The sequence below is a fragment of the Streptomyces composti genome, assembly GCF_012034205.1.
In the GTDB taxonomy this organism is placed as follows: Bacteria; Actinomycetota; Actinomycetes; order Streptomycetales; family Streptomycetaceae; genus Streptomyces; species Streptomyces composti.
Map to the genome: position 1 here is coordinate 1 of NZ_JAATEM010000010.1, position 24,842 is coordinate 24,842.

A 24,842-nucleotide genomic window follows, 5' to 3' on the forward strand; every position below is an offset into this window, starting at 1 on the left:
AGACAACAAGTAAGGCCCAGATCGGTGATCTGGGCCTTCTTCGTGGAGCGGGTGACGAGAATCGAACTCGCGCTCTCAGCTTGGGAAGCTGATGTTCTACCATTAAACTACACCCGCGCAAGATCCAGAACGCCGACGGTGATCGGTGTCCGGACGCTCGTTTACTTTACCTCATGCCAGGCCCCCGGTGTCCAAGCCCAGGGGCCTGACTGCGTTTCAGGGGTGGATGTGGCTGCGAGGGGTACGAGTTGGGGCGTACGGTGAGGGGGGGCATGGGCGCGCGGAGTGCCGCCTGGAGAGGCGTCTCTTTGATCCCGTAATGTGGCTTTTGTCGTCACGGCAGCCAGCCAGACGCGCCTCTGGGGAAGGGACTCTTGGACTTGATGGAGCGCACCGTCGTCCGCTGTGCCGATGGGCACGTGTTCACCACCGCCTCGTTCCCGATGCAGCAGGCCGAGCGACTCGGCCCGGGCCGGCTGCTGCGCTGTCCGCGCTGTGCGCGGCTCCGCAGCGTCGTGCCGGTCGCGCTGCAGAAGCAGCAGTAGCTGCAGAGCTGCAGCGGAGCAGCGGAGCAGCTACAGGCAGTGGAGCCGACTGGCATGGGGAGCTGCAGAGCGGCCATGAGCGGCGCGGGATGCAGCGGGACGTGCCACGGGAAGTAGACGTCCGGTGACCGAGGAGGGCTCCGGAGCACAGGGACGTGGGCGCGCGGGACGGTGCGGTTGTGGCCGGTCCGCGCGCCTTGCGTATTCTCGGGGCGTGCTTCTCTCAGACAAGGACATCCGGGCCGAGATCGATGCCGGGCGGGTACGCATCGATCCCTACGACGACGACATGGTGCAGCCGTCGAGCATCGACGTACGGCTGGACCGGTACTTCCGGGTGTTCGAGAACCACCGGTACCCGCACATCGACCCCTCCGTCGAGCAGCCGGACCTGACCCGTCTGGTGGAGCCGGAGGGCGACGAGCCGTTCATCCTGCACCCCGGTGAGTTCGTGCTGGCCTCGACGTACGAGGTGATCACGCTCCCCGACGACCTGGCCTCCCGGCTCGAGGGGAAGAGCTCGCTCGGCCGGCTCGGCCTGGTGACGCACTCCACCGCCGGTTTCATCGACCCCGGCTTCTCCGGTCACGTCACCCTGGAGCTGTCGAACCTCGCCACGCTCCCGATCAAGCTGTGGCCCGGCATGAAGATCGGCCAGCTGTGCATGTTCCGGCTCAGCTCGCCCGCCGAGTTCCCCTACGGCAGTGAGCGCTACGGCTCGCGGTACCAGGGACAGCGCGGCCCCACCGCCTCGCGGTCCTACGTCAATTTCCACCGGACCCAGGTATGAGCGGCATGAACGACGCACGGGAGAATCTCACCTACGAGCAGTTCGGCGTGGCGGTGCGCGAACTCGCGCAGGCCATCGCGGACGACGGCTACCAGCCGGACATAGTGCTCTCCATCGCCCGCGGCGGTGTCTTCGTGGCCGGCGGCCTCGCCTACGCCCTCGACTGCAAGAACATCCACCTGGTCAACGTGGAGTTCTACACAGGTGTGGGGACGACGCTCGAGATGCCGGTCATGCTGGCGCCCGTGCCGAACGCCATCGACTTCACCGACAAGAAGGTGCTGATCGCGGACGACGTCGCCGACACCGGCAAGACGCTCAAGCTGGTCCGCGACTTCTGCCTGGACGCCGTGGCCGAGGTCCGCAGCGCGGTGGTCTACGAGAAGACGCAGTCCCTGGTGAAGTGCGAGTACGTCTGGAAGCGCACGGACAGCTGGATCAACTTCCCGTGGTCGGTTCAGCCGCCTGTCGTGAAGCGGGCGGGGCAGGTGCTCGACGCCTGAGGGCGGCCCTCCGGGCCAGGGATACGGCGCAGCGAGAAGGGGCTTCCCGGGGGAAGCCCCTTCTGTTGTGTGCGGCCGGAGGCCGGGGCGTCGCGGAGGGGGTTGCGGGACGCCCCGGGGGCGGGCTAGAAGGTGCCGAGCTTCACGATGGACAGCAGGGCGATCAGCTGGATGGCGGAGGCGCCCAGGGCCTTCGGCCAGGGCAGGTCGTGGGAGCGGCTGACCATCATCGTGAGCAGGGCGCCGGCCGCGACCCAGGTGGCCCAGCCGAGGATCTGCACGAAGGGCGCGTCGCCGCCGAGGAACATGGCGACCAGCAGACGGGGCGCGTCCGTCAGGGACATGATCAGCATGGAGAGGCCGACCGTCGGCTGCCAGGCGCCGTTGCCTCCGAGCTGGCGGGCCAGGGTGTGGGTGACCACGCCCAGGACGAAGGAGCTGATCACCATCGCCACGGCTGTCGTGAGGACGATCGGGACGGCGTTCGACAGGGTCGCGTTGATCGCGTCCTCGCGGGCGTCGTCGAAGCCGAAGACGGCGATCAGGCCGTAGATGAAGGTGACGATGAGGGCGGGGCCCCACATCGTGTAGTCCCGCATCTGCAGGAAGGTCTGGGCCGGGGAGAGGACGATGCCCTTGAGCAGGTCCTTCCAGTGCAGCCGCGGGCCCACGGGGCCGGGGGGCGGTGCCTGGTAGGTGTCGCCCTGGCCGTAGGGGTCGTCGATGGAGAAGGCCTGGGTGTGCCCGGGGTTGTTGGCCGCGTACGGGTCGTGCGGCGCGTGGGTGCCGGGCGGGTAGGCGCCGTCGCCGAAGTACTCCGGCTCGCCGTGCCCGCCTCCGTGGCCCCCATGAGCGGGCGGGCTCGGCCAGGGACTGCCGCCCGGGCCGCCGGGGCCGCTGCCGTACGACGGCTGCGGCGGGTACGGCTGAGGCGGCTGCGGGTAGCCGTACGACGGCCCCCGCGGCGTCTGCTGTCCGTACGGAGGGTGCTGCGGGTGCGCGTTGGGAGCGCCGTTGTTGTTCCGGCCGCGTCCGATCCTGAATCCAGCCACGTCTTCGAACGTACCTGGTCGCGGAAGGCCGCGTGTCCGGCCCCCGGTTTTGCGGGCCCCATTGCGGCCGAGCTGTGACATCCCCTAAGGGGCCGTCAGGCCCGGTGTCCTTCCCCGGTAGTGCATCGGTCCGTCCTGGGTACCGCCTCGCCGGAGAGGGTCAGCCGTGAGAGGGAGCGGGAGGGCGGCGGGCAGGTCGCGGTCCGGCCGCGCGGGAGGGGCCCCGCTCCATGAGGAGGGCCGTCGGTACGGGCCTGGTGCACGGCGAAGGGCCGCCCGGGGGGGACGGGCGGCCCTTCGGTGAGGCGGGTGAGGCAACAGCGGTGACGGACGGCCCGGCGGGGTCAGCCGGGTCCCGCCTGGCCGTCCGCGAAGGTCACTTCACCGGTTCCGGCTCCGGCTCGCTCTCGGACTCCGCGGAGCCCTCGGGGTCGACCGGGGTCTTGACGGACTCCAGCAGCAGCTGGGCGACGTCGACGACCTGGACGGACTCCTTGGCCTTGCCCTCGTTCTTCTTGCCGTTGACCGAGTCGGTGAGCATGACCAGGCAGAACGGGCAGGCGGTGGAGACGATGTCCGGGTCGAGGGAGAGGGCCTCGTCGACGCGCTCGTTGTTGATGCGCTTGCCGATGCGCTCCTCCATCCACATCCGGGCGCCGCCGGCGCCGCAGCAGAAGCCGCGTTCCTTGTGGCGGTGCATCTCCTCGTTGCGGATGCCGGGGACGCTGGAGATGATCTCGCGCGGGGGCGTGTAGATCTTGTTGTGGCGGCCCAGGTAGCAGGGGTCGTGGTAGGTGATGATGCCCTCGACCGGGGTCACCGGGATCAGCTTGCCCTCGTCGACGAGGTGCTGCAGCAGCTGGGTGTGGTGGATGACCTCGTAGTCGCCGCCGAGCTGCGGGTACTCGTTGCCCAGGGTGTTCAGGCAGTGCGGGCAGGTGGCGACGATCTTCTTGGCCGACTTGGGCTTCCTGGACTCGGGCGTGACCTTGCCCTCGTCGTCCATCTCCTCGCCGAAGGCCATGTTCAGCGCGGCGACGTTCTCCATGCCGAGCTCCTGGAAGAGGGGCTCGTTGCCCAGGCGGCGGGCGGAGTCGCCGGTGCACTTCTCGTCGCCGCCCATGATCGCGAACTTGACGCCCGCGATGTGCAGCAGCTCGGCGAAGGCCTTGGTGGTCTTCTTGGCGCGGTCCTCCAGGGCGCCGGCGCAGCCGACCCAGTACAGGTACTCGACCTCGGACAGGTCCTCGATGTCCTTGCCGACGACCGGGACTTCGAAGTCGACCTCCTTGAGCCACTCCAGGCGCTGCTTCTTGGCCAGGCCCCAGGGGTTGCCCTTCTTCTCCAGGTTCTTGAGCATCGTGCCCGCCTCGGAGGGGAACGCGGACTCGATCATCACCTGGTAGCGGCGCATGTCGACGATGTGGTCGATGTGCTCGATGTCCACCGGGCACTGCTCGACGCAGGCACCGCAGGTGGTGCAGGACCACAGCACGTCGGGGTCGATGACGCCGTTCTCCTCGGCGGTGCCGATCAGCGGGCGCTCGGCCTCGGCGAGGGCGGCGGCGGGAACGTTCTTCAGCTGCTCCTCGGTGGCCTTCTCCTCGCCCTCCATGGTCTTGCCGCCGCCGGCCAGCAGGTAGGGGGCCTTGGCGTGGGCGTTGTCCCGCAGGGACATGATCAGCAGCTTCGGGGAGAGCGGCTTGCCGGTGTTCCAGGCCGGGCACTGCGACTGGCAGCGGCCGCACTCGGTGCAGGTGGAGAAGTCCAGCAGGCCCTTCCAGGAGAAGTGCTCGACCTGGGAGACGCCGAAGACGTCGTCCTCACCGGGGTCGGTGAAGTCGATCGGCTTGCCGCCGCTGGTCATCGGCAGCAGTGCGCCGAGCGAGGTGGAGCCGTCGGCGTTGCGCTTGAACCAGATGTTCGGGAAGGCCAGGAAGCGGTGCCAGGCCACGCCCATGTCCTGCTTCAGCGCGACCGTGATCATCCAGATGAAGGAGGTGGCGATCTTCAGTCCGGCGAAGAAGTAGACCAGGTTCTGCAGCGTGGAGACGTCCAGGTCCTGGAGCGCGGCGACGACCGGGTACGAGATGAAGAAGGAGGCCTCGTAGCCGTCGACGTGGTGCAGGGCGCCCTCGAGGGCGTGCAGCATGAAGATGCAGACGCCGACGATCAGGATGACGCCCTCGACGAAGTACGCCTGGCCGAAGCTGGAGCCGGCGAAGCGGGACTTGCGGCCCGGCTTGCGCGGGTGGCTCAGCTGCCGGATGACGATCAGGGTCAGGATGCCGAGCACGGTCATGGTGCCGATGAACTCGACGAAGACGTTGTACGGGGCCCAGTCGCCGAGGACCGGCAGGATCCAGTCGGCCTGGAAGAGCTGGCCGATCGCGTTGACGATCGTGAGCAGCAGGGTGAAGAAGCCCACCGCCACGAACCAGTGCGCGACGCCGACGATGCCCCAGCGGTTCATCCGGGTGTGGCCGAGGAACTCACGTGCCACGGTGAGGGTGCGCTGCGCGGGCTGGTCGGTGCGGGTTCCGGCCGGAATCGGCTGGCCCATCCGCATGTGGTTGACGATCTGCAGGACAGCGCGGCCGAACAGTGCCACGCCGACCACGATCAGGACCAGCGACACGATGATCGCGGCGAGTTGCATTGGGGGCTCCTCGGGCCTGCGAGGGTTGCGAAGGGGCGGTATTACTAAGCGGTAACTTATGCAGTCCGTTCGAGACTACCCCTATCTTCGGCCGCACTGTAGCCGGGTACGGGGTGATCTGAATCGCTGAGGGTTGCCTGACAAGACGCCCGGTGGCACGGCGTCCGCGGTCCCCGGCGCTCCGGTCGGCGGTACGGCCCCGAGGGATGCTGTTGCGCCGTTCGGGGGGCGGGCGACGGCGCCGAACGGGGTGTCCGTGAGGGCGCCTCCCTTCCGATCGTGTTATTCACGCCAAATCTGTACATACGCCCCTAACGTATATCCGTGCTCTACGGGATCGTCGTCGCCATCACCGCCCTGCTGCTCTCCGCTCTGCTCGCGGCGGCGCTGCGCGGCCCCGCCCTGCGCCTCGGCGCCGTGGACCGGCGGCGGCAGCGGGCGGTTCCGCTGTCCGGGGGGATCGCCGTCCTGCTGGTCACCGCCCTGGTCGCCGGCGTCGGCGACTGGGCGGGGTTCGCACCGCTCGGCACCGGGGTCGGACGGCTGCTGGTGGCCGGCGTCTGGGTCGGCGCGCTCGGGCTGCTCGTGGACCACTTCCGGCTGCGTTGGTGGGTTCCGCTCGCCGGTACCGCGCCGGCCGCGCTGGCCGTCGTTCCCTACACGGAGACCGGGCCGTGGGCCGGGCTCCTCGCGGTGGCGTGGATCGTCTGCGTCACCGTCGCCTTCCGGGGGCTCGACCACGCCGACGGGCTGGCCGGGAGCGTGGCGGTGGTGACCGCGTTCGGGGTGGCGGCCTGCGCGGCCGTGGAGCTGATGGACGGGGTCGCGGTGCTGCTGAGCGTGCTGGCCGCGGCGCTCACCGGTTTCCTCATGCACAACTGGCATCCGGCGCGGGTCGCGCTGGGCGCGGGCGGGGCGCTGTTCACCGGGTTCCTGCTCGCCTCGGCTGCGGTGTTCGTGCGGGCCGGGCAGTCGCCGGGCGCGAGCGCCTGGGTGCTGTTCGCGCTGACCGCGGTGGTGTGCGCGGACGCCGTCCTGGTGGTGCTGTCGCGGTGCCTGGCCCGCAGGCCGCTGCCGCGCGGCCGTCCGGACCACCTCGTCCACCGGCTGCGCCGCCTCGGCCTCGCCCCGCGCGCCGCTACCGTACTGCTGGGCGCCGGCGCGCTCGCCGGTGTCACGGTCGCGGTGCTCGCCCACGCGGGCCATGCCTCCCAGGGAGGCGTGCGCTGGGTGGCCGCGGTTACCGTGGTGGTGGTCCTCGCTCTGGTGCGGGTCCCGGTGTCCCCGGCGGCGCCGGAGACGGCCCGGACGGCGGTGCGGACGCACGCCGGGACGGTGCCTCCACGGGCAACGGCGGCAGCGGCGACGGCCATGGCTACGGCAACGGCGGCGGCGACGGCGAGAGCGCCGGCCGGGGCGGCCGGGAGGGCCGTCAAAGGGGGCCGCGGCCGTACGGTGGCCGGGGCGGCATCCGGAGCCGTGACGGCGGCCGGTCCTGTGAAGGCGGCCGGTCCTGCGAAAGGGGCCGGAGTCCTGAAGGGAGCCGGACCCGCCGAAGGAACCGGAGCCGTGAAGGGGGCCGGTCCCCGGGGCCGGTCCGCGGCGGGACGGCACGGGCGTCCCGGGCAGCCGGGGTCGCCTCCGGTGACCGCCACCGCTCCCCGTCCCCGCGCGGTCGGTCCGGTCGCCGACCCGCCCCGCGGGCGCCTGCGCCGGGCGCCCGGAGTGCCGCGCAGCCGGTCGTCCGAGGAGCCGCCCGCACGGGCCAGGCGCCTTGCGCGTCACCTTCATTTTCGGAGCCCATAACCGATCTTCGGCCGCATTCTCCCAGGTCAGAGGGTCATTGCGTGTAATGAACAGATAAGAGTTGAGTCTGAGTGACTCAGCTCTGTTGACCCGACCTCCCGGTGTCAGGCATGCTTGAGTCCGTTCCACTCAAGTCAGCTGGAGGAATCGAAATGGCACGTGCGGTCGGCATCGACCTGGGCACGACTAACTCCGTCGTCAGCGTTCTGGAGGGCGGCGAGCCCACCGTCATCACCAACGCCGAGGGCGCCAGGACCACGCCTTCCGTCGTCGCCTTCGCCAAGAACGGTGAGGTGCTGGTCGGTGAGGTGGCCAAGCGCCAGGCCGTGACCAACGTCGACAGGACCATCCGGTCGGTCAAGCGCCACATGGGCACCGACTGGAAGATCAACCTGGACGGCAAGGACTTCAACCCGCAGCAGATCAGCGCCTTCGTGCTGCAGAAGCTGAAGCGGGACGCCGAGGCGTACCTGGGCGAGAAGGTGACCGACGCGGTCATCACCGTCCCGGCGTACTTCAACGACGCCGAGCGCCAGGCGACCAAGGAGGCCGGTGAGATCGCCGGTCTGAACGTGCTGCGCATCGTCAACGAGCCGACGGCCGCCGCACTGGCCTACGGCCTCGACAAGGACGACCAGACCATCCTCGTCTTCGACCTCGGTGGCGGTACCTTCGACGTCTCCCTGCTGGAGATCGGCGACGGTGTCGTCGAGGTGAAGGCCACCAACGGTGACAACCACCTCGGTGGTGACGACTGGGACCAGCGCATCGTCGACTACCTGGTCAAGCAGTTCCAGTCGGGTCACGGTGTGGACCTGTCCAAGGACAAGATGGCGCTGCAGCGTCTGCGCGAGGCCGCCGAGAAGGCCAAGATCGAGCTGTCCTCGTCCACCGAGACCTCGATCAACCTGCCCTACATCACCGCCTCGGCCGAGGGCCCGCTGCACCTCGACGAGAAGCTCACCCGTGCCCAGTTCCAGCAGCTGACCGCGGACCTGCTCGAGCGCTGCAAGACCCCGTTCAACAACGTGATCAAGGACGCCGGCATCTCCGTCAGCGAGATCGACCACGTCGTCCTGGTCGGTGGCTCGACCCGTATGCCCGCCGTCGCCGACCTGGTCAAGGAGCTGACCGGCGGCAAGGAGGCCAACAAGGGCGTCAACCCGGACGAGGTCGTCTCCATCGGCGCCGCGCTGCAGGCCGGTGTCCTCAAGGGCGAGGTCAAGGACGTCCTCCTGCTGGACGTCACCCCGCTGTCCCTCGGCATCGAGACCAAGGGCGGCATCATGACCAAGCTGATCGAGCGCAACACCACGATCCCGACCAAGCGCTCCGAGATCTTCACGACGGCCGAGGACAACCAGCCGTCCGTGCAGATCCAGGTCTACCAGGGCGAGCGCGAGATCGCGGCGTACAACAAGAAGCTCGGCATGTTCGAGCTGACCGGTCTGCCGCCGGCGCCCCGCGGCGTCCCGCAGATCGAGGTCTCCTTCGACATCGACGCCAACGGCATCATGCACGTCACGGCGAAGGACCTCGGCACCGGCAAGGAGCAGAAGATGACCGTCACCGGCGGCTCCTCGCTCCCGAAGGAAGAGGTCGACCGCATGCGCGAGGAGGCCGAGCGCTACGCGGAGGAGGACCACAAGCGCCGCGAGGCCGCCGAGACCCGCAACCAGGGCGAGCAGCTGGTCTACCAGACCGAGAAGTTCCTGGCCGACAACCAGGACAAGGTCCCCGGCGAGATCAAGACCGAGGTCGAGGCGGCCGTCACCGAGCTGAAGGAGAAGCTCAAGGGCGACGACACCGCCGAGATCCGCACCGCCACGGAGAAGGTCGCGGCCGTCTCCCAGAAGCTGGGCCAGGCCATGTACGCCGACGCCCAGGGCGCGCAGGCGGCGGGCGGCGCCTCGGCCGGTGCCGGTGAGACCAAGGCCGACGACGACGTCGTCGACGCCGAGATCGTCGACGACGACCGGAAGGACGGTGCCGCGTGACGGAGGAGAACCCGGGCTTCGACGAGCAGCAGCAGCCCCAGCAGCCGCAGCAGCCGCAGCAGCCCGACGTCCCCTCCGGCGGCGCCGCTTCCGAGGACGCCGAGCCGCAGGCCGCCCCCACCCCCTCCGCGGAGGAGGAGGCGGCGGCCCCGGCCGGGGACACGGGCCAGAACGCGGCCCTGGTGGCTCAGCTGGACCAGGTGCGCACCGCGCTCAACGAGCGCACCGCGGACCTGCAGCGGCTCCAGGCCGAGTTCCAGAACTACCGCCGCCGGGTCGAGCGCGACCGGGTCGCGGTCAAGGAGATGGCGGTCGCCAACCTGCTGACCGAACTCCTTCCCGTGCTCGACGACATCGGCCGGGCGCGGGAGCACGGCGAGCTGGTCGGCGGCTTCAAGTCGGTCGCCGAGTCGCTGGAGACGACCGTGGCGAAGATGGGCCTGCAGCAGTTCGGCAAGGAGGGCGAGCCCTTCGACCCGACGATCCACGAGGCCCTGATGCACTCCTACGCCCCGGACGTCACCGAGACGACCTGCGTCGCGATCCTCCAGCCGGGGTATCGCATCGGCGAACGCACCATCCGCCCCGCGCGGGTGGCCGTCGCCGAACCGCAGCCGGGCGCGCAGACGGTCAAGTCCGACAAGAAGGCCGACGGCGCCGAGAACGCCGGCCCCGCGGACCAGGCGGACGACAAGGAGAACGGTGGCCCGGAGGAGGGCTGACCCAATCACCGACAACGGGAAGGAGGGACGTCGGGGATGAGTACCAAGGACTTCATCGAGAAGGACTACTACAAGGTCCTCGGCGTCCCCAAGGACGCCACCGAGGCCGAGATCAAGAAGGCGTACCGGAAGCTCGCCCGCGAGTACCACCCGGACGCCAACAAGGGCAACGCCAAGGCCGAGGAGCGGTTCAAGGAGATCTCCGAGGCGCACGACGTCCTCGGTGACCCCAAGAAGCGCAAGGAGTACGACGAGGCCCGCGCGCTGTTCGGCAACGGCGGCTTCCGCCCGGGGCCGGGCGCCGGCGGCGGCACGTTCAACTTCGACCTCAGCGACCTGTTCGGCGGACCCGCCGGGCAGGCCGGAGGCTTCGGCGGCGGTCTCGGTGACGTCTTCGGGGGCCTGTTCGGCCGCGGCGGCGGCGCGGGCACGCGGACGCAGCCGCGGCGTGGCCAGGACATCGAGTCCGAGGTCACGCTCAGTTTCACCGAGGCGATCGAGGGGGCGACCGTCCCGCTCAGGATGTCCTCCCAGGCGCCCTGCAAGGCCTGTTCGGGCACCGGCGACAAGAACGGCACACCGCGCGTGTGCCCGACCTGCGTCGGCACCGGGCAGGTCGCGCGGGGCAGCGGCGGCGGCTTCTCCCTCACCGACCCCTGCCCGGACTGCAAGGGGCGCGGTCTGATCGCCGAGACTCCGTGCGACGTCTGCAAGGGCAGCGGCCGGGCCAAGTCCTCGCGGACGATGCAGGTGCGCATCCCCGCGGGCGTCAGCGACGGGCAGCGGATCCGGCTGCGCGGCAAGGGCGCACCGGGCGAGCGCGGCGGTCCGGCGGGCGACCTGTACGTGGTCGTGCACGTCGGCAAGCACCCGGTGTTCGGGCGCAAGGGCGACAACCTCACCGTCACCGTGCCGGTGACGTTCGCCGAGGCCGCGCTCGGCGGCGAGGTGCGGGTGCCCACGCTGGGCGGGCCGCCGGTCACGCTGAAGCTGCCGCCGGGCACGCCCAACGGGCGCACCATGCGCGCCCGGGGCAAGGGCGCGGTACGCAAGGACGGCACCCGCGGTGATCTGCTGGTCACCGTCGAGGTGAGTGTTCCCAAGAACCTGTCGGGGAAGGCTCGTGAGGCGCTGGAGGCGTATCGCGAGGCAACCGCGGGTGAGGACCCGCGGGCGGAGCTGTTCCAGGCCGCGAAGGGAGCTTGATTGCGATGGACGGCCGTCGACGTAATCCGTATGAACTGACCGAGGACACCCCGGTCTACGTCATCTCGGTGGCGGCCCAGCTCTCCGGCCTGCACCCGCAGACCCTGCGGCAGTACGACCGCCTGGGTCTGGTCTCGCCGGACCGTACCCCGGGCCGGGGCCGCCGCTACTCGGCCCGCGACATCGAACTGCTCCGCCAGGTGCAGCAGTTGTCGCAGGACGAGGGCATCAACCTGGCCGGAATCAAGCGCATCATCGAACTGGAGAACCAGGTCGCCGAACTTCAGGCGCGGATCGCGGAACTGGAGGACGCGCTGGACGGCGCGGCGGCGGCGATGCGGCAGCGCGAGGCGGCCGTCCACGCCTCCTACCGCCGCGATCTGGTGCCGTACCAGCAGGTGCAGCAGACCAGCGCGCTGGTGGTCTGGCGGCCCAAGCGGCAGCAGCAGCAGTCGGAGTGACACCTTCCGGGGTTCCGCTTAGGGGCCCGGAGGCCGGCATCGGCCTCTGGGCCCCTTCGCGTTCCGGTGGGAGCGCGCACACATCAATGACCGGCGTATGTGCAGGTGTTCGCGGCTGTCCCGCGAATCCTCCCCGGATCCCTCACGAGATCAGCGGAGCGTGTCGTATCCACTTCGTTAAGTGGTTCCTCTTGACGTCGATGGCGGGTGAAGCGTTGGCTTTCAGTCACATGGGTCGCACTGCTGTGCCCACGTCCCGAATTCGTACTGAAGTGGACCTTCGCATGCGTCGTAACGCCATATCCGTGGTGGCCGCCACCTCTCTGTCCGTCCTGCTCGCCGGGTGCGGTGTGCTCGACGCGACCGGAAGCAGCGACGACGCCAGCCCCACCAAGGGCAACGACGTGAAGATCGGACTGCTGCTGCCGGAGAAGGCCAACACGCGCTACGAGCAGTTCGACTACCCCATCTTCAAGCGCAAGGTGGACTCCCTCACCGGCGGCGAGGGGAAGGTCGTCTACGCCAACGCGGAGGCGGACGCGGCCAAGCAGGAGAGCCAGCTGCTGCAGATGATCGACGACGGGCTCGACATCATCGTGCTGGACGCGGTCGACTCGCACGGCATCGCGGACGGCGTGGAGAAGGCCAAGGAGGCCGGCATCCCGGTCATCGCCTACGACCGGCTCGCCGAGGGCCCGATCGAGGCGTACATCTCCTTCGACAACGAGCTGGTCGGCCAGGTCCAGGGGCGGTCGCTGCTCGAGGCCCTCGGAGGCGCCAAGGGCAGCGACAAGATCGTCATGATGAACGGCTCGCCCACCGACCCCAACGCCAAGCAGTTCAAGGCGGGCGCGCTGTCGGAGATCAAGGGCAAGGTGACCATCGCCGCGTCCTTCGACACCAAGGACTGGAAGCCGGAGAACGCCGAGGCCAACATGGCCCGGGCGATCAACGACATCGGCGGGGAGAACATCGCCGCCGTCTACTCCGCCAACGACGGCATGGCGGGCGGCATCGTCAAGGCCCTCCGGTCCGCCGGCGTCACCGACCTGCCGCCCATCACCGGCCAGGACGCGGAGCTGGCCGCGGTGCAGCGGATCCTCACCGGTGAGCAGTACATGAGCGTGTACAAGTCCTACCCGCAGGAGGCCGAGTCCGCAGCGGAGATGGCCGTGGCGAAGATCCAGGGCAAGGACATCCAGTTCGACGCGCTGACCCGCGACCGGGTGGACAGCCCGACCCACAAGAACATCCGCGCCCAGCTGGTGCCGGTGGTCGCGCTGACCAAGGACAACATCAAGGAGACGGTCATCGCCGACGAGATCTACGAGATCTCGGACATCTGCACCCCCAAGTACAAGGCGGAGTGCGAGGCGGCCGGCCTGAAGTGAGCGCGCGGCGCGCGTGAGCGGGCGAGGCGCGCGGGAGCGCGGTCCTGCGTGCGGTGAGCGGACCGGCCGAGCGCTCTGGGCGCCCCACGTGTCGCCCGGACTGACGGCCGTGGTGAGCACGGCCCCGGCCAGGGGGGACGGCGGCCGGGGCCGCGCGTTCAGGGGGTGGCGGGCGGACAGTCCTCGCCCAGCAGCCTGAGCCACTGCCGCTCGCGTTCCGTCAGCGGGCGGCGCACGGAAGCACCGTTGCCGCTCCCCGCGCCGCCCTCCGCCTCGTGATGAGGCGCGGAACCGGTCTCGCCTTCCGACCTCTCGCTGACATCCCACCTGGTCACAGTGGTGCCCGCCTTCCCCGTCAAGCCCGATCGTGCCTGGGCGGCCAGGGCCGCGTCGGCGGCAGCCCTGGCCGGACTCCCCCGTGAGTCCCCCGTGTTCCCCCGTGTCCCCCGTGGGGCCCCGCGGGTCCCCCGTGTCCCCCGTGGAACCCCCGTTGATCGAGACAATCCCATCTCCGCCCGCACCGGCACCACCCTCATCTTGTTGCAACGGGTCATCCCGGGGGAGTGCACAGAGCGGAATCCGGGCGATCAAAGGGGGCAATTCCGTGGTCGAGGCGTGTTGCGCGGCACGTTCCGTCCGCGCATAGTTGCGCTGCGGAAAGACGCTGCAACCGGGGGTGGGACGGGCAATGGCCGGGCACGGGACGGACGAGCATCCACACGGTGCCGACCGACTGTGCGAGGCCGGGGACCGCGTCTACTCCCGGGCGGTACGGCGCGGGCGGGTGCACCGCAGGGACGCCGAACAGGTGCCCTGCCTCCTCGAACTCGCCCTGCTGCACCCCGATCCCGACGACATGGACTGGCTGGTGCCCACCTCGCCCCAGGAGGTCATGACCCGGCTGCTGCGCGGGGTGTACGAGGAGATCAGCTCCAGCCGGCTCCGGGTGGGCTCCGCGGTGGAAGCCTTCGAGTGGTACGCGGGCCTGGGCCGCCAGGTGCAGCCCGCACCGGCGGCGGAGGGCCCCGCGATCCGCGTCCTGGACGGACTCGCCCGGATCCAGGCGGCGATGGACGAGGCGGCCCAGGCGTGCACCACGGAGGTGCTGACCGTCCAGCCCGGCGGCATCCGGCGCGAGGCGGAACTCTCCGAGGGCCTGCACCGGGCGATGGCGCTGCGCCGGCGCGGGGTGCGCATGCGGGACCTCTACACCCATGTGGCCCGGCACGGCCACGGGCTGCTCTCCTACCTGGAGTTGATGGGCGACGCGGTGGAGGCCCGCACGCTGGACGAGGTGACCGAGCGCCTCATCCTCTTCGACCGCACGGTCGCCTTCATCCCCGCCAACGCCGAACGCACCATGGCCCTGGAGCTGCGCCACCCCGCGCTCGTCGACTACCTGGTGACCGTCTTCGACCGCTTCTGGCGTCTGGCCATCCCGCTGACCGCGCCGCTCCCCGACACCGGCATCGAGGGCATCTCGCACCGGGAACGCTCCATCGCGGCGCTGCTGGCGGAGGGCCACCAGGACGCGGTCATCGCAGAACGCCTCGGCATCAGCGTCCGCACCTGCCGGGCGCACATCGCCCGCCTCTCGGAGACCCTGGGCGCGGCCAGTCGTACGCAGCTGGGCGTCCGCATAGCCCAGGCCGGCCTGGACCGCTCACATCCCCCGACCCTCACCGTCCCCGATCAAGAATCCCCGACCGCCCGATGAGGTAGCCGAGCTGGGCGCGGCTCTGGCTGCCGAGGGTGGCGGCGAGTTTGGCGATGTGGACGCGGGCGGTGCGGACGTTCAGGCCCAGGCGTTCGGCGATGGCGGTGTCGGTGTGGCCCTCTATGAGCAGTTCCGCGATGGCGCGCTGGCGCGCGGTGATGCCCTCGGGGGACGGGGGCTGGACCGCCTTGGGGTACATGGGGGTGGCCAGGCGCCAGAAGCGGTCGAACGCCGTGCACAGGTACTGCACCAGCGCCGGGTGCCGTATCTCCAGGGCCACGGTGCGGTCCGCGTTCGCCGGCATGAAGGCGACCGTGCGGTCCAGCACGATCAGCCGGTCGGCCAGCTCGTCCAGGGTCCGCACCTCGACGTCACCCCGCAGCTTCTCGTAGCGGGCCCGGATCAGGGGCAGATGGCGCTGGGTGTGCTGGTAGAGGGTGCGGATACGGCCGCCGCGGTCCAGCAGGTCCTGGTCCCTGCCCAGGGAGATGGCCTGCGACCGCTCGCCCTTGCCGTCGCGGTAGTGCACGTTCGGCTGCACGCACAGCATCTCCTGCCGCGCCTCGGCCTCGGCCTCGGTGATGGCCTCGTTGATCCGGTCCGTACCCCCGAGCACCCGGAGGACCGGCTCCGGCCCGCTGTCCGTGCGGCCCCCGCCGATGGCCATGAACGACCGGAACACCTCGGTCAGATGCTCCTGCCCCCGCCGCTCCTCGGCGATCCGTTCCGCGGTGCGGCGCAGCAGCCGCGGCAGGGCGAGCACGGGCGCGACGGGCTCGAGCCGGCCCGGATCACCGGTCGCCGGCTCCACCAGCCCGGTGTCCGTCAGACACGGCGCCTCCCGGGCCTCCTCCGCCGTCAGGTGCCCCTCCCGCAGCGCCCGCTCGTACAGTCGCGTACCCGCACGGCACAGGTCGCCCGGGGCGTGCTCCTCGTGCTGCGGCGCCGGTGTCACGTGTGGGGTCCTTCCTGGTCGAGGATGCCTGACTGGCCGATGAGGTAGCCGAGCTGGGCGCGGCTCTGGCTGCCGAGGGTGGCGGCGAGTTTGGCGATGTGGACGCGGGCGGTGCGGACGTTCATGCCGAGGCGTTCGGCGATGGCGGTGTCGGTGTGGCCTTCGACGAGGAGTTCGGCGATGGCGCGCTGGCGTGCGGTGATGCGCTCGGGCGACGGGGGCTCGACGGCCTTGGGGTACATGGGGGTGGCCAGGCGCCAGAAGCGGTCGAACATGTCGGCCAGGTAGCCGGTGATGGCGGGGTGGCGGACCTCGAGGGCGATGTGGTGGTCCTTGTCGGCGGGCAGGAACGCGACGGATCTGTCGACGAGGATGAGCCGCTCGGTGACCTCGTCGAGCGTGCGCGCCTGGGCGTCGCCCCTCAGCTGCTCGTAGCGGGCGATGACGAGGGGGATGTGGCGCTGGGTGTGCGGGTAGATGGTGCGCAGCCTGCCGCCCCGGTCGAGGAAGGCCTGGTCGCGGCGCATGGCGAGGGCCTGGGCCCGGCGGGCGTACTCGGAGGTGGAGTAGCTGTGCTGGGTCTGGATGCACAGCACCTCCTCCGCGGCCGCCGACAGGGCCTCGCTGATCGCCGCGTTGATGCGGGTCTTGCCGCTGAGCAGGCCGAGGGCCGGGCTGACGGCCTCGCCCTGGGGGCGGTCGTCGATCCGCATGAGCGACTGGAAGGTCTCGGCCAGCTCCTCCTCGCGTCGCCGCTCTCCCGCGATGCGGTCCGCCGAGTGCCGCAGCAGGCGTTGCAGCCCGACGGCGGGCGGGACGGGCTCGAGCCGGTCCAGGTCGTCGAGGGAGGGCTGGAGGAGCCCGGTGTCGAGCAGGCAGGGAGCATGCCGGGCGTCACCGGCGGGCAGCTGGCCCTCGCGGAGTGCCCGCTCGTACAGCAACGTTCCTGCAGTGCACATGGTGCCTGCGCTGTGTGCGGTGTGCGGCGCCGGCGTCACGTGTGGTGTCCCTCCTGCTCGAGGATCCCCGACTGGCCGATGAGGCAGCCGAGCCGGGCGCGGCTGCGGCTGCCGAGGGCGGCGGCGAGTTTGGCGATGTGGGCGCGGCAGGTGCGGACGTCCAGGCCCGGGCGTTCGGCGATGCCGGAGTCGGTGCGGCCCTCGACGAGGAGTTCGGCCGCGGCGCGCTGCCGGGGGGTGAGACCGTGGGGTCCTGCCTGCGGGGCGCGTTTCGGAAGCATTGGCTCCGCCAGGCGCCAGAAGCGCTCGAAGGCGGTGGCGAGGTAGTCCACGATCGCCGGATTGCGTATCTCGGCGGCGAGTGAGCCGTCCTCGTCGGCAGGGATGAATGCGACGGATCTGTCGATGACGATGAGCCGCCCGGGCACCTCGTTCAGCGAGCGGACCTCGAGGTCTCCTCTCATGCCCTGGCGGGAGATGACGGAGGGGAAGTGGCGCACCGTCTCCTGGTAGAGAGTCCGGACACGCACGCCACGGTCCGGTACTTCCTGGTCGCGTTCACAGGCAACTGCGTCCGCGTGATCGCCTCGGGGACCGGTGAGACCCGCCCGGGGCTGAATGGTGAGCACTTCTTCGGTGCTCCTGGCCATGGCCTCAGTGATGGCCTGGTTGACTCGGGCGGTGCCGCTGAGGATCTGCAGGGTGGGGGGTTCCGTGGCGGTCGCCGTAGATGTGCCGATGCGTGCCAAGGCCTGGAACTCGGCGGCGACTTCTTCTTCGCGTCGCCGGGCTTCTGCGATGCGTTCGCCGGATGCACGCGGACAGCGGTGCGGGACCACGAGGGGGGCGTCGGGCTCCAGCCCGGCCACGTCGTCGAGGGCAGGACGGAGCAGGCCGAGGTCGACGAGACACGGGGCTGCCCTCGCCTCGTCGGCCGGCAACGACCCTTCGCGAAGGGCCCTTTCACAGAGCTCGGCACCCGTGGCGCACAGTTCCTCCACGCCGTGCGCCGCGTGCGGTGCCGAGGTCGAGGTCACTTGGCGGCTCCCTCCTGATCGAGAATGCCCGACTGAGCGATGAGGTAGCCGAGTTGTGCGCGGCTGCCGCTTCCCAGGACGGACGCCAGCTTGGCGATGTGGGCCCGGCAGGTGCGGACGTTCATGCCCAGGCGGCGGGCGATCGCTTCGTCGACATGCCCCTCGACGAGCAGCTTGGCGATGGAGTGCTGAATGTCGGTGATGCCGTCGGGGGCGGTCTCGTACGGGGTGCCGGCCTTGAGCGGTACGGCGCGTGCCCACATGAACTCGAAGACCTTGATCAGGTACCGGACGAGGCCCGGGTGGCGGAGTTCGAGGGCTACTTGCCGGTCCTCCCGGATCGGGATGAAGGCTACGGTCTCGTCGCAGATGATGAGCCGTTCAACCAGCTCGTCGATCGTGCGCACCTCGACCTTGCCGTCGGCGATCTGCTCTATGTAGGCCAGCGTCTCAGGGCTGTAACGCGCGGTGTGCTGGTAGAGAGTCCGCAGGCGCACGCCTCTCTCGATCAGGGGTTTGTCGCGCTCCAGACCCTTCAGCAGATTGCTCTCGAGCCGGCGCTTGCCGGGCTGCACCGTGAGAACCTCGGTCTGGCTCTCGGAGGTCGCGATGTTGAGTGCATCGTTGATCCGGTCCCGCCCCTCCAGGACGGTGATGGAGCCGGTTGCTGCGGCATTCTGGGCGCTGGCGGCCATGAAGGGCTCGAACGCGTCTGCGAGCTCGATGGAGAGCCGTCTGCGCTCCGTGATCTCGCGCTCGAGGGGGTACAGCCGTTGTGCCAGGGCAACGGATGGGGGAACCGGGCGCAGCCAGGCCGAGTCGTCGGGGTCGGGATGGAGGAGGGCGAACTCCGTGAGGCAGGGAGCCTCTGCCGCGTCCGCGCGTGAGATGCGGCCGGCGCGCAGCGCTTGAGTGTAGAGGCGGCTGCCTTCGTCGCATAGTTCGGTTATGGCATGGGGATGTGTCGCACTTGAACTGTGTGTCCCCATTTATCCACCCCCCAGGGTCCTGAATATGCAGGAACATGATGCACCGATTGTGTGGCCATGACGTGCCTGAATGAGCCATCGTCTAGTTCGACGGGGGAAGAGGAGACCATCGAGTGAGGACGAAGCCGACATGAGTAAGAGAATGCTTCGCTCGGTACTTGCCGCTGCTCTTTCCGCCGTCGCGATGCTCGGGGCTGTGAGTGGTGTGGCCGGCAAGTCCAGTGATGCCCCCGCAGGTACGGCATCTGTCGCGATGGTCGCCGGTGAAGCCCACGTCAACGACACCTCCTGGGACTGATCGCGTTGACCACGCCACCCGACGACCGTTCCTTCCGCAGAGAGATGGCCACCGCCTATCGCTCCGGCTGGCACTTCATCGACCTGGTCACCGCCATCCCCCACAGCGGTGACTCGTTGATGGTGACCGTTTTCGGCGAGCCGGTCGTCGTCACGCGGGACGAGGACGGAGACGTACGGGCCTACCGGTGCCTGCGACGGCCGCGGGGTGCGCCGCAGCCCGTGCGGTGTGCCATCCGGTACGGAATGATCTTTGTGAACCTCGACCAGCGAGACACCCGGCAGGTGGAGGCCGGCATCCCCGCCCCAAGGACCTTCTCCGCCACCCCCCGCAGTGCCTGACGCGATTCCCCCGTCGTAAAAGATCGCTCAGGCGCTTCCCCCCGCAGCGGCGTCACCGTGACCTGAACACGGTGACGCCGCTGTCGTTTGCGGGTTGTACGGGCAGATGTCCCGCCATGGGGACCCGGCCGGCGGTGGTGCGCAGTGGCCGGAAACAGACGTCGAGAAGGCGGCGGGACCCGGGCTCCTCAGCCGCGGCCCATCGCCCGGGTGAGGGTGATCTCGATGACGACCCGTTCCGGGTTCGGCGCCGGCGTCCGCCCGTAGCGCTCGGCGTAGCGCCGCTCCGCCTCCGCCACCCGCTCCCGGTCCGTGCGCACGAACGCGCGTCCCTCCAGCGTGGCCCAGCGCCCGCCGTCCACCTGGCAGACCGCCACCGGCGCCCCCTCGGGGCCGGCCGCCAGCACATGGCGCACTTTCCTGCTCGTCTTCCGGGTGATGACCCGAGCGAGCCGGGCATCGGGGTCGTAGGTCACTCCGACCGGCACCACGTGCGGCGTGCCGTCCGGGCGGAGGGTGGTCAGCGTGCACAGGTGCCGTTCCCGCCAGAAGGTGAGATAGGCCGGGTCCGGTCGGCCGGGGTCCGCGGGCTGCGAGGTGGTCATGCCCCGGAACTTAGCCCGCCGAGGCCCTCCCGCCCCACCCTTGAGTGGAATAGACTCAAGTTTGTGTATGTTGAGCAAGTCAGCCACGAGGGCGGCTGAACGCCGCCAGGGCCGCTGAAGGGTCGTTGCAAGGAGGAGAACGGACACGTGGACGCCGAGCTGACCAACCGGAGCCGCGAAGCGATCAGCGCCGCGAGCAACCGGGCCGTGACCGACGGGAACCCCGACCTCACCCCCGCCCACCTGCTGCTCGCCCTGCTCCAGGGGCAGGACAACGAGAACATCACGGATCTGCTCGCCGCCGTCGACGCCGACCAGGCGGCCGTCCGTGCCGGAGCCGAGCGCGTCCTCGCCGGGCTGCCGAGCGTGACCGGGTCCACCGTGGCTCCGCCGCAGCCCAACCGGGAGCTGCTCGCCGTCATCGCCGACGCCCAGACGCGGGCGCGGGAGCTGGGCGACGAGTACGTCTCCACGGAGCACCTGCTCATCGGGATCGCCGCCAAGGGCGGCGCCGCCGGTGAGGTGCTGCAGAAGCAGGGTGCCACCGCGCAGAAGCTGCAGGAGGCCTTCCAGAAGGTCCGCGGCGGGCGCCGGATCACCACGCCCGACCCCGAGGGCCAGTACAAGGCGCTGGAGAAGTTCGGCACCGACCTCACCGCCGCCGCCCGCGAGGGCCGGCTCGACCCGGTGATCGGGCGGGACCAGGAGATCCGGCGGGTGGTGCAGGTGCTGTCCCGCCGCACCAAGAACAACCCGGTCCTCATCGGTGAGCCCGGCGTCGGCAAGACCGCAGTCGTCGAGGGGCTCGCCCAGCGGATCGTCAAGGGCGACGTGCCCGAGTCGCTCAAGGACAAGCGGCTGGTCGCGCTGGATCTGGGCGCGATGGTCGCCGGTGCCAAGTACCGCGGCGAGTTCGAGGAGCGGCTGAAGACCGTCCTCGCCGAGATCAAGGACTCCGACGGGCAGATCATCACCTTCATCGACGAGCTGCACACCGTGGTCGGTGCCGGTGCCGGCGGGGACTCCGCGATGGACGCCGGCAACATGCTCAAGCCCATGCTGGCCCGCGGTGAGCTGCGCATGGTGGGTGCGACGACCCTCGACGAGTACCGGGAGCGGATCGAGAAGGACCCCGCCCTGGAGCGGCGTTTCCAGCAGGTGCTGGTGGCGGAGCCGTCCGTGGAGGACACCATCGCCATCCTGCGCGGGCTCAAGGGCCGCTACGAGGCCCACCACAAGGTGCAGATCGCGGACAGTGCGCTGGTCGCCGCCGCGACCCTGTCCGACCGGTACATCACCTCCCGCTTCCTGCCGGACAAGGCCATCGACCTGGTCGACGAGGCCGCCTCCCGGCTGCGCATGGAGATCGACTCCTCGCCCGTCGAGATCGACGAGCTGCAGCGCGCCGTGGACCGGCTGCGGATGGAGGAGCTGGCGCTCAGCAAGGAGACCGACCAGGCGTCCAAGGAGCGGCTGGAGAAGCTGCGCCGCGACCTCGCCGACAAGGAGGAGGAGCTGCGGGGCCTGACCGCCCGCTGGGAGAAGGAGAAGCAGTCCCTCAACCGGGTCGGTGAACTGAAGGAGAAGCTGGACGAGCTGCGCGGGCAGGCCGAACGCGCCCAGCGCGACGGCGACTTCGACACCGCCTCCAAGCTGCTGTACGGGGAGATCCCGGCGCTGGAGCGCGACCTGGAGGCCGCCAGCAAGGCCGAGGAGGAGGCCGCCAAGGACACCATGGTCAAGGAGGAGGTCGGCTCCGACGACATCGCCGACGTGGTCGCCTCCTGGACCGGCATCCCGGCCGGGCGCCTGATGGAGGGCGAGACGCAGAAGCTGCTGCGCATGGAGGAGGAGATCGGCCGGCGGCTGATCGGGCAGCGCGAGGCGGTGCGCGCCGTCTCCGACGCGGTGCGGCGCAGCCGGGCCGGCATCTCCGACCCGGACCGTCCCACCGGCTCCTTCCTCTTCCTCGGCCCGACCGGCGTCGGCAAGACCGAGCTGGCCAAGGCGCTCGCCGACTTCCTCTTCGACGACGAGCGGGCCATGGTCCGCATCGACATGTCGGAGTACAGCGAGAAGCACAGCGTCGCCCGGCTGGTCGGCGCCCCGCCCGGCTACGTCGGCTACGAGGAGGGCGGCCAGCTCACCGAGGCGGTGCGGCGGCGCCCGTACAGCGTGGTGCTGCTCGACGAGGTGGAGAAGGCCCACCCGGAGGTCTTCGACATCCTGCTCCAGGTGCTCGACGACGGCCGGCTCACCGACGGGCAGGGCCGCACGGTCGACTTCCGCAACACCATCCTGGTGCTCACCTCCAACCTGGGCAGCCAGTTCCTGGTCGACCCGATCACCAGCGAGGCGGAGAAGAAGGAGCAGGTGCTGGAGGTCGTGCGGGCCTCTTTCAAGCCGGAGTTCCTCAACCGCCTGGACGACCTGGTGGTCTTCTCGGCGCTGACCAAGCCGGAGCTGGAGCGGATCGCCAAGCTGCAGATCGACCGGCTGGCCGAGCGGCTCGCCGAGCGGCGGCTGACCCTCGAGGTCACGCCCGAGGCGCTGGAGTGGCTCGCGGAGGAGGGCCTGGACCCGGCCTACGGCGCCCGCCCGCTGCGCCGGCTCGTGCAGACCGCGATCGGCGACACGCTGGCCAAGGAGATCCTTTCCGGGGAGATCAAGGACGGCGACACGGTCCGGGTGGACCGGGCGGCCGACGGGCTGCTGGTCGGGCCGGCGACCGCGAAGTCACTCTGAGTGACAAAAGGGAGGAAGGTGTCGGTTCGCTCACCGTGGTACCCGCAGAATGACCGGATCGTGTCAGCCCATGGCTGACAGGCCCGTCGGGGCTTGCCACCCCCCTCCCCGCATGGGGGAGGATGGCGGGATCCGTACGAAGGGAAAATCACGGTGAGCATCGACCCGTCCTCGATTCCGAACTTCGGGGGCCAGCAGCCCGAGCCGCAGCCCCAAGGACCGGCGGGCCCCGTCGTCCCGGATCAGGACCTTGTGAAGCAGCTCCTCGACCAGATGGAGCTCAAGTACGTCGTCGACGACGAGGGCGACCTCGCGGCGCCGTGGGAGCAGTTCCGCACCTACTTCATGTTCCGTGGGGAGGGTGACCAGCAGATCTTCTCGGTGCGGACGTTCTACGACCGGCCGCACCAGATCGACGAGAAGCCCCAGCTGCTCGAATCCGTGGACGACTGGAACCGCCGCACCCTGTGGCCCAAGGTCTACACCCACACCCATGACGACGGCACCGTCCGTCTCATCGGTGAGGCCCAGATGCTGATCGGCATGGGCGTCAGCCTGGAGCACTTCGTCTCCTCGACCGTCAGCTGGGTCCGGGCCGCCATCGAGTTCGACCGCTGGCTGGTCGAGCAGCTCGGCCTGGAGCAGGAGATCAACGGGACGGAGAAGCCCGGCGACGAGGAGTAGCCCGCGGGCCACCCCGCACCGCTCCACAGCGAACCCGGAAGCCCGGCCCCCACCGGCCCGCACGGCCGCCCCCGGGGCCGGGCTTTCCCGTGCCTCGAGCCGGGCGCGGGGCCTGGCCCGAGGAGAGCCGCGGGGATCAGCCGGATGCGGCTGCGCCCTTCAGGCGGTGGGCTGCTTCCTCCAGGACCTCCTTCTTCTTGCAGAAGGCGAAGCGCACGAAGGGGGCGCCCGCCTCCTGGTGGTCGTAGAAGACGGCCGTGGGGATGGCGACGACACCCGCGCGTTCCGGCAGGGCCCGGCAGAAGGCGACGCCGTCGCTCTCGCCGAGAGGACGGATGTCGGCCGTGACGAAGTAGGTGCCGGCCGTGTGGAAGACGGACAGGCCCGCCTCGGTGAGGCCGGCGGCCAGGACGTCCCGCTTGGCGCGCAGGTCGTCGCGGAGCCCGGTGTAGTAGGAGTCGGGCAGGGCCAGCGCCTCGGCGACCGCGTACTGGAAGGGGCCCGCGGAGACATAGGTCAGGTACTGCTTGGCCGAGCGCACGGTCGTCACCAGCTCGGGCGTGGCGGTCACCCAGCCGACCTTCCAGCCCGTGAACGAGAACGTCTTGCCGGCGCTGGAGATGGTCACGGTGCGCTCCCGCATGCCGGGGAAGGTGGCCAGCGGGATGTGCTCGGCCTCGTCGAACACCAGGTGCTCGTAGACCTCGTCGGTGACCACCAGCAGGTCCCGCTCCACGGCCAGCTCCGCGATGAACGCCAGTTCCTCGCGGGTGAGCACGGTGCCGGTCGGGTTGTGCGGGGAGTTGATCAGCAGCATCCGGGTGCGGCCGGTGACCGCGTCGCGCAGCTCGTCCAGGTCGAGCCGGAAGCGGTTGCCGTCGGGGCGCAGGGTCACCGGGACGCGGGTGCCGCCCGCCAGGGCGACCGAGGCGGCGTAGGAGTCGTAGTACGGCTCCAGGGCGATCACCTCGTCGCCGGGCTCCACCAGGGCGAGCAGGGAGGCGGCGATCGCCTCGGTGGCGCCCGCGGTGACCAGGACCTCGGTGTCGGGGTCGTAGGCCAGGCCGTAGCGGCGCTGCTGGTGGGCGGCGATCGCGGTGCGCAGCTCGGGGATGCCGGGGCCCGGCGGGTACTGGTTGCCGCGGCCGTCGCGCAGGGCTCGCACCGCCGCCTCCCGGACCTCCTCCGGGCCGTCGGTGTCGGGAAAGCCCTGGCCGAGGTTGATGGACCCGGTCCGCAGGGCGAGGGCGGACATCTCGGCGAAGATCGTCGTCCCGAACTCCGCCAGCCGCCGGTTCAGGAGGGGGCGCGCACTGGAGGTCATGCCGGCCATCCTCCGCCCAACCAGCGGCCTTCCTCAACAGCGGCCCCGGCCCGCGT

At 70.2% G+C, this 24,842-nt stretch carries 20 protein-coding genes, 1 tRNA gene and 1 pseudogene; 13 read left to right on the forward strand and 9 right to left on the reverse strand.

The window, feature by feature from the left end; all coding sequences use genetic code 11:
- Positions 1–43 precede the first annotated feature (43 nt).
- A tRNA-Gly gene (locus HCJ93_RS09840) sits at positions 44–117 on the reverse strand.
- Positions 118–374: 257 nt separating this feature from the next.
- Here HCJ93_RS09840 and HCJ93_RS09845 point away from each other — a divergent pair.
- From HCJ93_RS09845 to HCJ93_RS09855, 3 genes are all read left to right on the forward strand, one after another.
- Complete coding sequence (locus HCJ93_RS09845) at positions 375–545, forward strand: hypothetical protein (protein WP_167993156.1); 171 nt, start codon at positions 375–377, stop codon at positions 543–545.
- A 214-nt stretch (positions 546–759) separates the two neighbouring features.
- Positions 760–1,335, forward strand: a complete 576-nt coding sequence (dcd, locus tag HCJ93_RS09850) for a dCTP deaminase (protein ID WP_167993158.1) — start codon at positions 760–762, stop codon at positions 1,333–1,335.
- 5 nt (positions 1,336–1,340) lie between these two features.
- On the forward strand, positions 1,341–1,838 hold the full coding sequence (locus tag HCJ93_RS09855) for a phosphoribosyltransferase (RefSeq protein ID WP_167993160.1): 498 nt from the start codon (positions 1,341–1,343) through the stop codon (positions 1,836–1,838).
- 125 nt (positions 1,839–1,963) lie between these two features.
- Here HCJ93_RS09855 and HCJ93_RS09860 read toward each other — a convergent pair whose 3' ends face one another.
- Positions 1,964–2,971: a Yip1 family protein gene (locus HCJ93_RS09860; RefSeq protein ID WP_167993162.1), complete on the reverse strand. Its 1,008-nt coding sequence runs from the start codon at positions 2,969–2,971 to the stop codon at positions 1,964–1,966.
- Between the two features lie 295 nt (positions 2,972–3,266).
- Positions 3,267–5,549, reverse strand: coding sequence for a (Fe-S)-binding protein (locus HCJ93_RS09865; protein WP_167993163.1), 2,283 nt, complete (start codon positions 5,547–5,549; stop codon positions 3,267–3,269).
- Between the two features lie 324 nt (positions 5,550–5,873).
- Here HCJ93_RS09865 and HCJ93_RS29380 point away from each other — a divergent pair.
- The 7 genes and pseudogenes from HCJ93_RS29380 to HCJ93_RS09900 form a co-directional block, all read left to right on the forward strand.
- Positions 5,874–6,863: pseudogene (locus HCJ93_RS29380) on the forward strand (MraY family glycosyltransferase); the annotation flags it as partial.
- A gap of 644 nt (positions 6,864–7,507) precedes the next feature.
- On the forward strand, positions 7,508–9,352 hold the full coding sequence (gene dnaK / locus HCJ93_RS09875) for a molecular chaperone DnaK (protein ID WP_167993167.1): 1,845 nt from the start codon (positions 7,508–7,510) through the stop codon (positions 9,350–9,352).
- Complete coding sequence (gene grpE, locus HCJ93_RS09880; protein WP_167993169.1) at positions 9,349–10,074, forward strand: nucleotide exchange factor GrpE; 726 nt, start codon at positions 9,349–9,351, stop codon at positions 10,072–10,074. Before dnaK ends, grpE begins: the two co-directional genes overlap by 4 nt.
- Positions 10,075–10,110: 36 nt before the next feature.
- Positions 10,111–11,280, forward strand: coding sequence for a molecular chaperone DnaJ (dnaJ, locus tag HCJ93_RS09885; RefSeq protein ID WP_167993171.1), 1,170 nt, complete (start codon positions 10,111–10,113; stop codon positions 11,278–11,280).
- A gap of 5 nt (positions 11,281–11,285) precedes the next feature.
- Positions 11,286–11,741 (forward strand): heat shock protein transcriptional repressor HspR, encoded by a 456-nt coding sequence (locus tag HCJ93_RS09890; RefSeq protein ID WP_167993173.1) that lies wholly within the window; start codon positions 11,286–11,288, stop codon positions 11,739–11,741.
- Positions 11,742–12,025: 284 nt separating this feature from the next.
- On the forward strand, positions 12,026–13,132 hold the full coding sequence (locus tag HCJ93_RS09895) for a sugar ABC transporter substrate-binding protein (protein WP_167993177.1): 1,107 nt from the start codon (positions 12,026–12,028) through the stop codon (positions 13,130–13,132).
- A gap of 688 nt (positions 13,133–13,820) precedes the next feature.
- A complete protein-coding gene (locus HCJ93_RS09900; protein ID WP_167993178.1) occupies positions 13,821–14,849 on the forward strand; it encodes a helix-turn-helix transcriptional regulator in 1,029 nt (342 codons plus the stop codon).
- Here HCJ93_RS09900 and HCJ93_RS09905 read toward each other — a convergent pair.
- From HCJ93_RS09905 to HCJ93_RS09920, 4 genes are all read right to left on the reverse strand, one after another.
- A complete protein-coding gene (locus HCJ93_RS09905; RefSeq protein ID WP_167993179.1) occupies positions 14,812–15,804 on the reverse strand; it encodes a helix-turn-helix transcriptional regulator in 993 nt (330 codons plus the stop codon). The genes HCJ93_RS09900 and HCJ93_RS09905 overlap by 38 nt on opposite strands.
- Positions 15,801–16,802: a helix-turn-helix transcriptional regulator gene (locus HCJ93_RS09910; RefSeq protein ID WP_373563572.1), complete on the reverse strand. Its 1,002-nt coding sequence runs from the start codon at positions 16,800–16,802 to the stop codon at positions 15,801–15,803. Before HCJ93_RS09910 ends, HCJ93_RS09905 begins: the two co-directional genes overlap by 4 nt.
- Positions 16,799–17,293 (reverse strand): hypothetical protein, encoded by a 495-nt coding sequence (locus HCJ93_RS30010; RefSeq protein WP_309141363.1) that lies wholly within the window; start codon positions 17,291–17,293, stop codon positions 16,799–16,801. The genes HCJ93_RS09910 and HCJ93_RS30010 overlap by 4 nt, the downstream gene beginning before the upstream one ends.
- A 503-nt stretch (positions 17,294–17,796) precedes the next feature.
- Entirely contained in the window at positions 17,797–18,789 is a 993-nt protein-coding gene (locus HCJ93_RS09920) for a helix-turn-helix transcriptional regulator (RefSeq protein WP_167993185.1), read from the reverse strand.
- 303 nt (positions 18,790–19,092) lie between these two features.
- Between HCJ93_RS09920 and HCJ93_RS09925 the strand changes: the two genes are divergently transcribed.
- Entirely contained in the window at positions 19,093–19,428 is a 336-nt protein-coding gene (locus HCJ93_RS09925; RefSeq protein ID WP_167993187.1) for a Rieske (2Fe-2S) protein, read from the forward strand.
- Between the two features lie 188 nt (positions 19,429–19,616).
- Here HCJ93_RS09925 and HCJ93_RS09930 read toward each other — a convergent pair whose 3' ends face one another.
- On the reverse strand, positions 19,617–20,033 hold the full coding sequence (locus HCJ93_RS09930; protein ID WP_167993189.1) for a pyridoxamine 5'-phosphate oxidase family protein: 417 nt from the start codon (positions 20,031–20,033) through the stop codon (positions 19,617–19,619).
- Between the two features lie 147 nt (positions 20,034–20,180).
- Here HCJ93_RS09930 and clpB point away from each other — a divergent pair, with 147 nt between their 5' ends.
- Together clpB and HCJ93_RS09940 are read left to right on the forward strand one after the other, a co-directional pair.
- Complete coding sequence (clpB, locus tag HCJ93_RS09935; protein WP_167993191.1) at positions 20,181–22,778, forward strand: ATP-dependent chaperone ClpB; 2,598 nt, start codon at positions 20,181–20,183, stop codon at positions 22,776–22,778.
- Positions 22,779–22,931: 153 nt separating this feature from the next.
- Positions 22,932–23,462: a YbjN domain-containing protein gene (locus HCJ93_RS09940; RefSeq protein ID WP_167993193.1), complete on the forward strand. Its 531-nt coding sequence runs from the start codon at positions 22,932–22,934 to the stop codon at positions 23,460–23,462.
- Between the two features lie 136 nt (positions 23,463–23,598).
- On the opposite strand, the gene HCJ93_RS09945 is transcribed toward HCJ93_RS09940, so the two are convergent.
- Positions 23,599–24,795: a pyridoxal phosphate-dependent aminotransferase gene (locus HCJ93_RS09945; RefSeq protein WP_167993195.1), complete on the reverse strand. Its 1,197-nt coding sequence runs from the start codon at positions 24,793–24,795 to the stop codon at positions 23,599–23,601.
- Positions 24,796–24,842 lie beyond the last annotated feature (47 nt).

Coding starts and splice junctions, on each gene's coding strand:
- HCJ93_RS09890 (WP_167993173.1), top strand. CDS start 11,286: ATGGACGGCCGTCGACGTAATCCGTATGAACTGACCGAGGACACCCCG.
- HCJ93_RS09865 (WP_167993163.1), bottom strand. CDS start 5,549: ATGCAACTCGCCGCGATCATCGTGTCGCTGGTCCTGATCGTGGTCGGC.
- HCJ93_RS09895 (WP_167993177.1), top strand. CDS start 12,026: ATGCGTCGTAACGCCATATCCGTGGTGGCCGCCACCTCTCTGTCCGTC.
- HCJ93_RS09860 (WP_167993162.1), bottom strand. CDS start 2,971: ATGTCACAGCTCGGCCGCAATGGGGCCCGCAAAACCGGGGGCCGGACA.
- HCJ93_RS09920 (WP_167993185.1), bottom strand. CDS start 18,789: ATGGGGACACACAGTTCAAGTGCGACACATCCCCATGCCATAACCGAA.
- HCJ93_RS09900 (WP_167993178.1), top strand. CDS start 13,821: ATGGCCGGGCACGGGACGGACGAGCATCCACACGGTGCCGACCGACTG.
- HCJ93_RS09855 (WP_167993160.1), top strand. CDS start 1,341: ATGAACGACGCACGGGAGAATCTCACCTACGAGCAGTTCGGCGTGGCG.
- dnaJ (WP_167993171.1), top strand. CDS start 10,111: ATGAGTACCAAGGACTTCATCGAGAAGGACTACTACAAGGTCCTCGGC.
- HCJ93_RS09930 (WP_167993189.1), bottom strand. CDS start 20,033: ATGACCACCTCGCAGCCCGCGGACCCCGGCCGACCGGACCCGGCCTAT.
- dnaK (WP_167993167.1), top strand. CDS start 7,508: ATGGCACGTGCGGTCGGCATCGACCTGGGCACGACTAACTCCGTCGTC.
- HCJ93_RS09945 (WP_167993195.1), bottom strand. CDS start 24,795: ATGGCCGGCATGACCTCCAGTGCGCGCCCCCTCCTGAACCGGCGGCTG.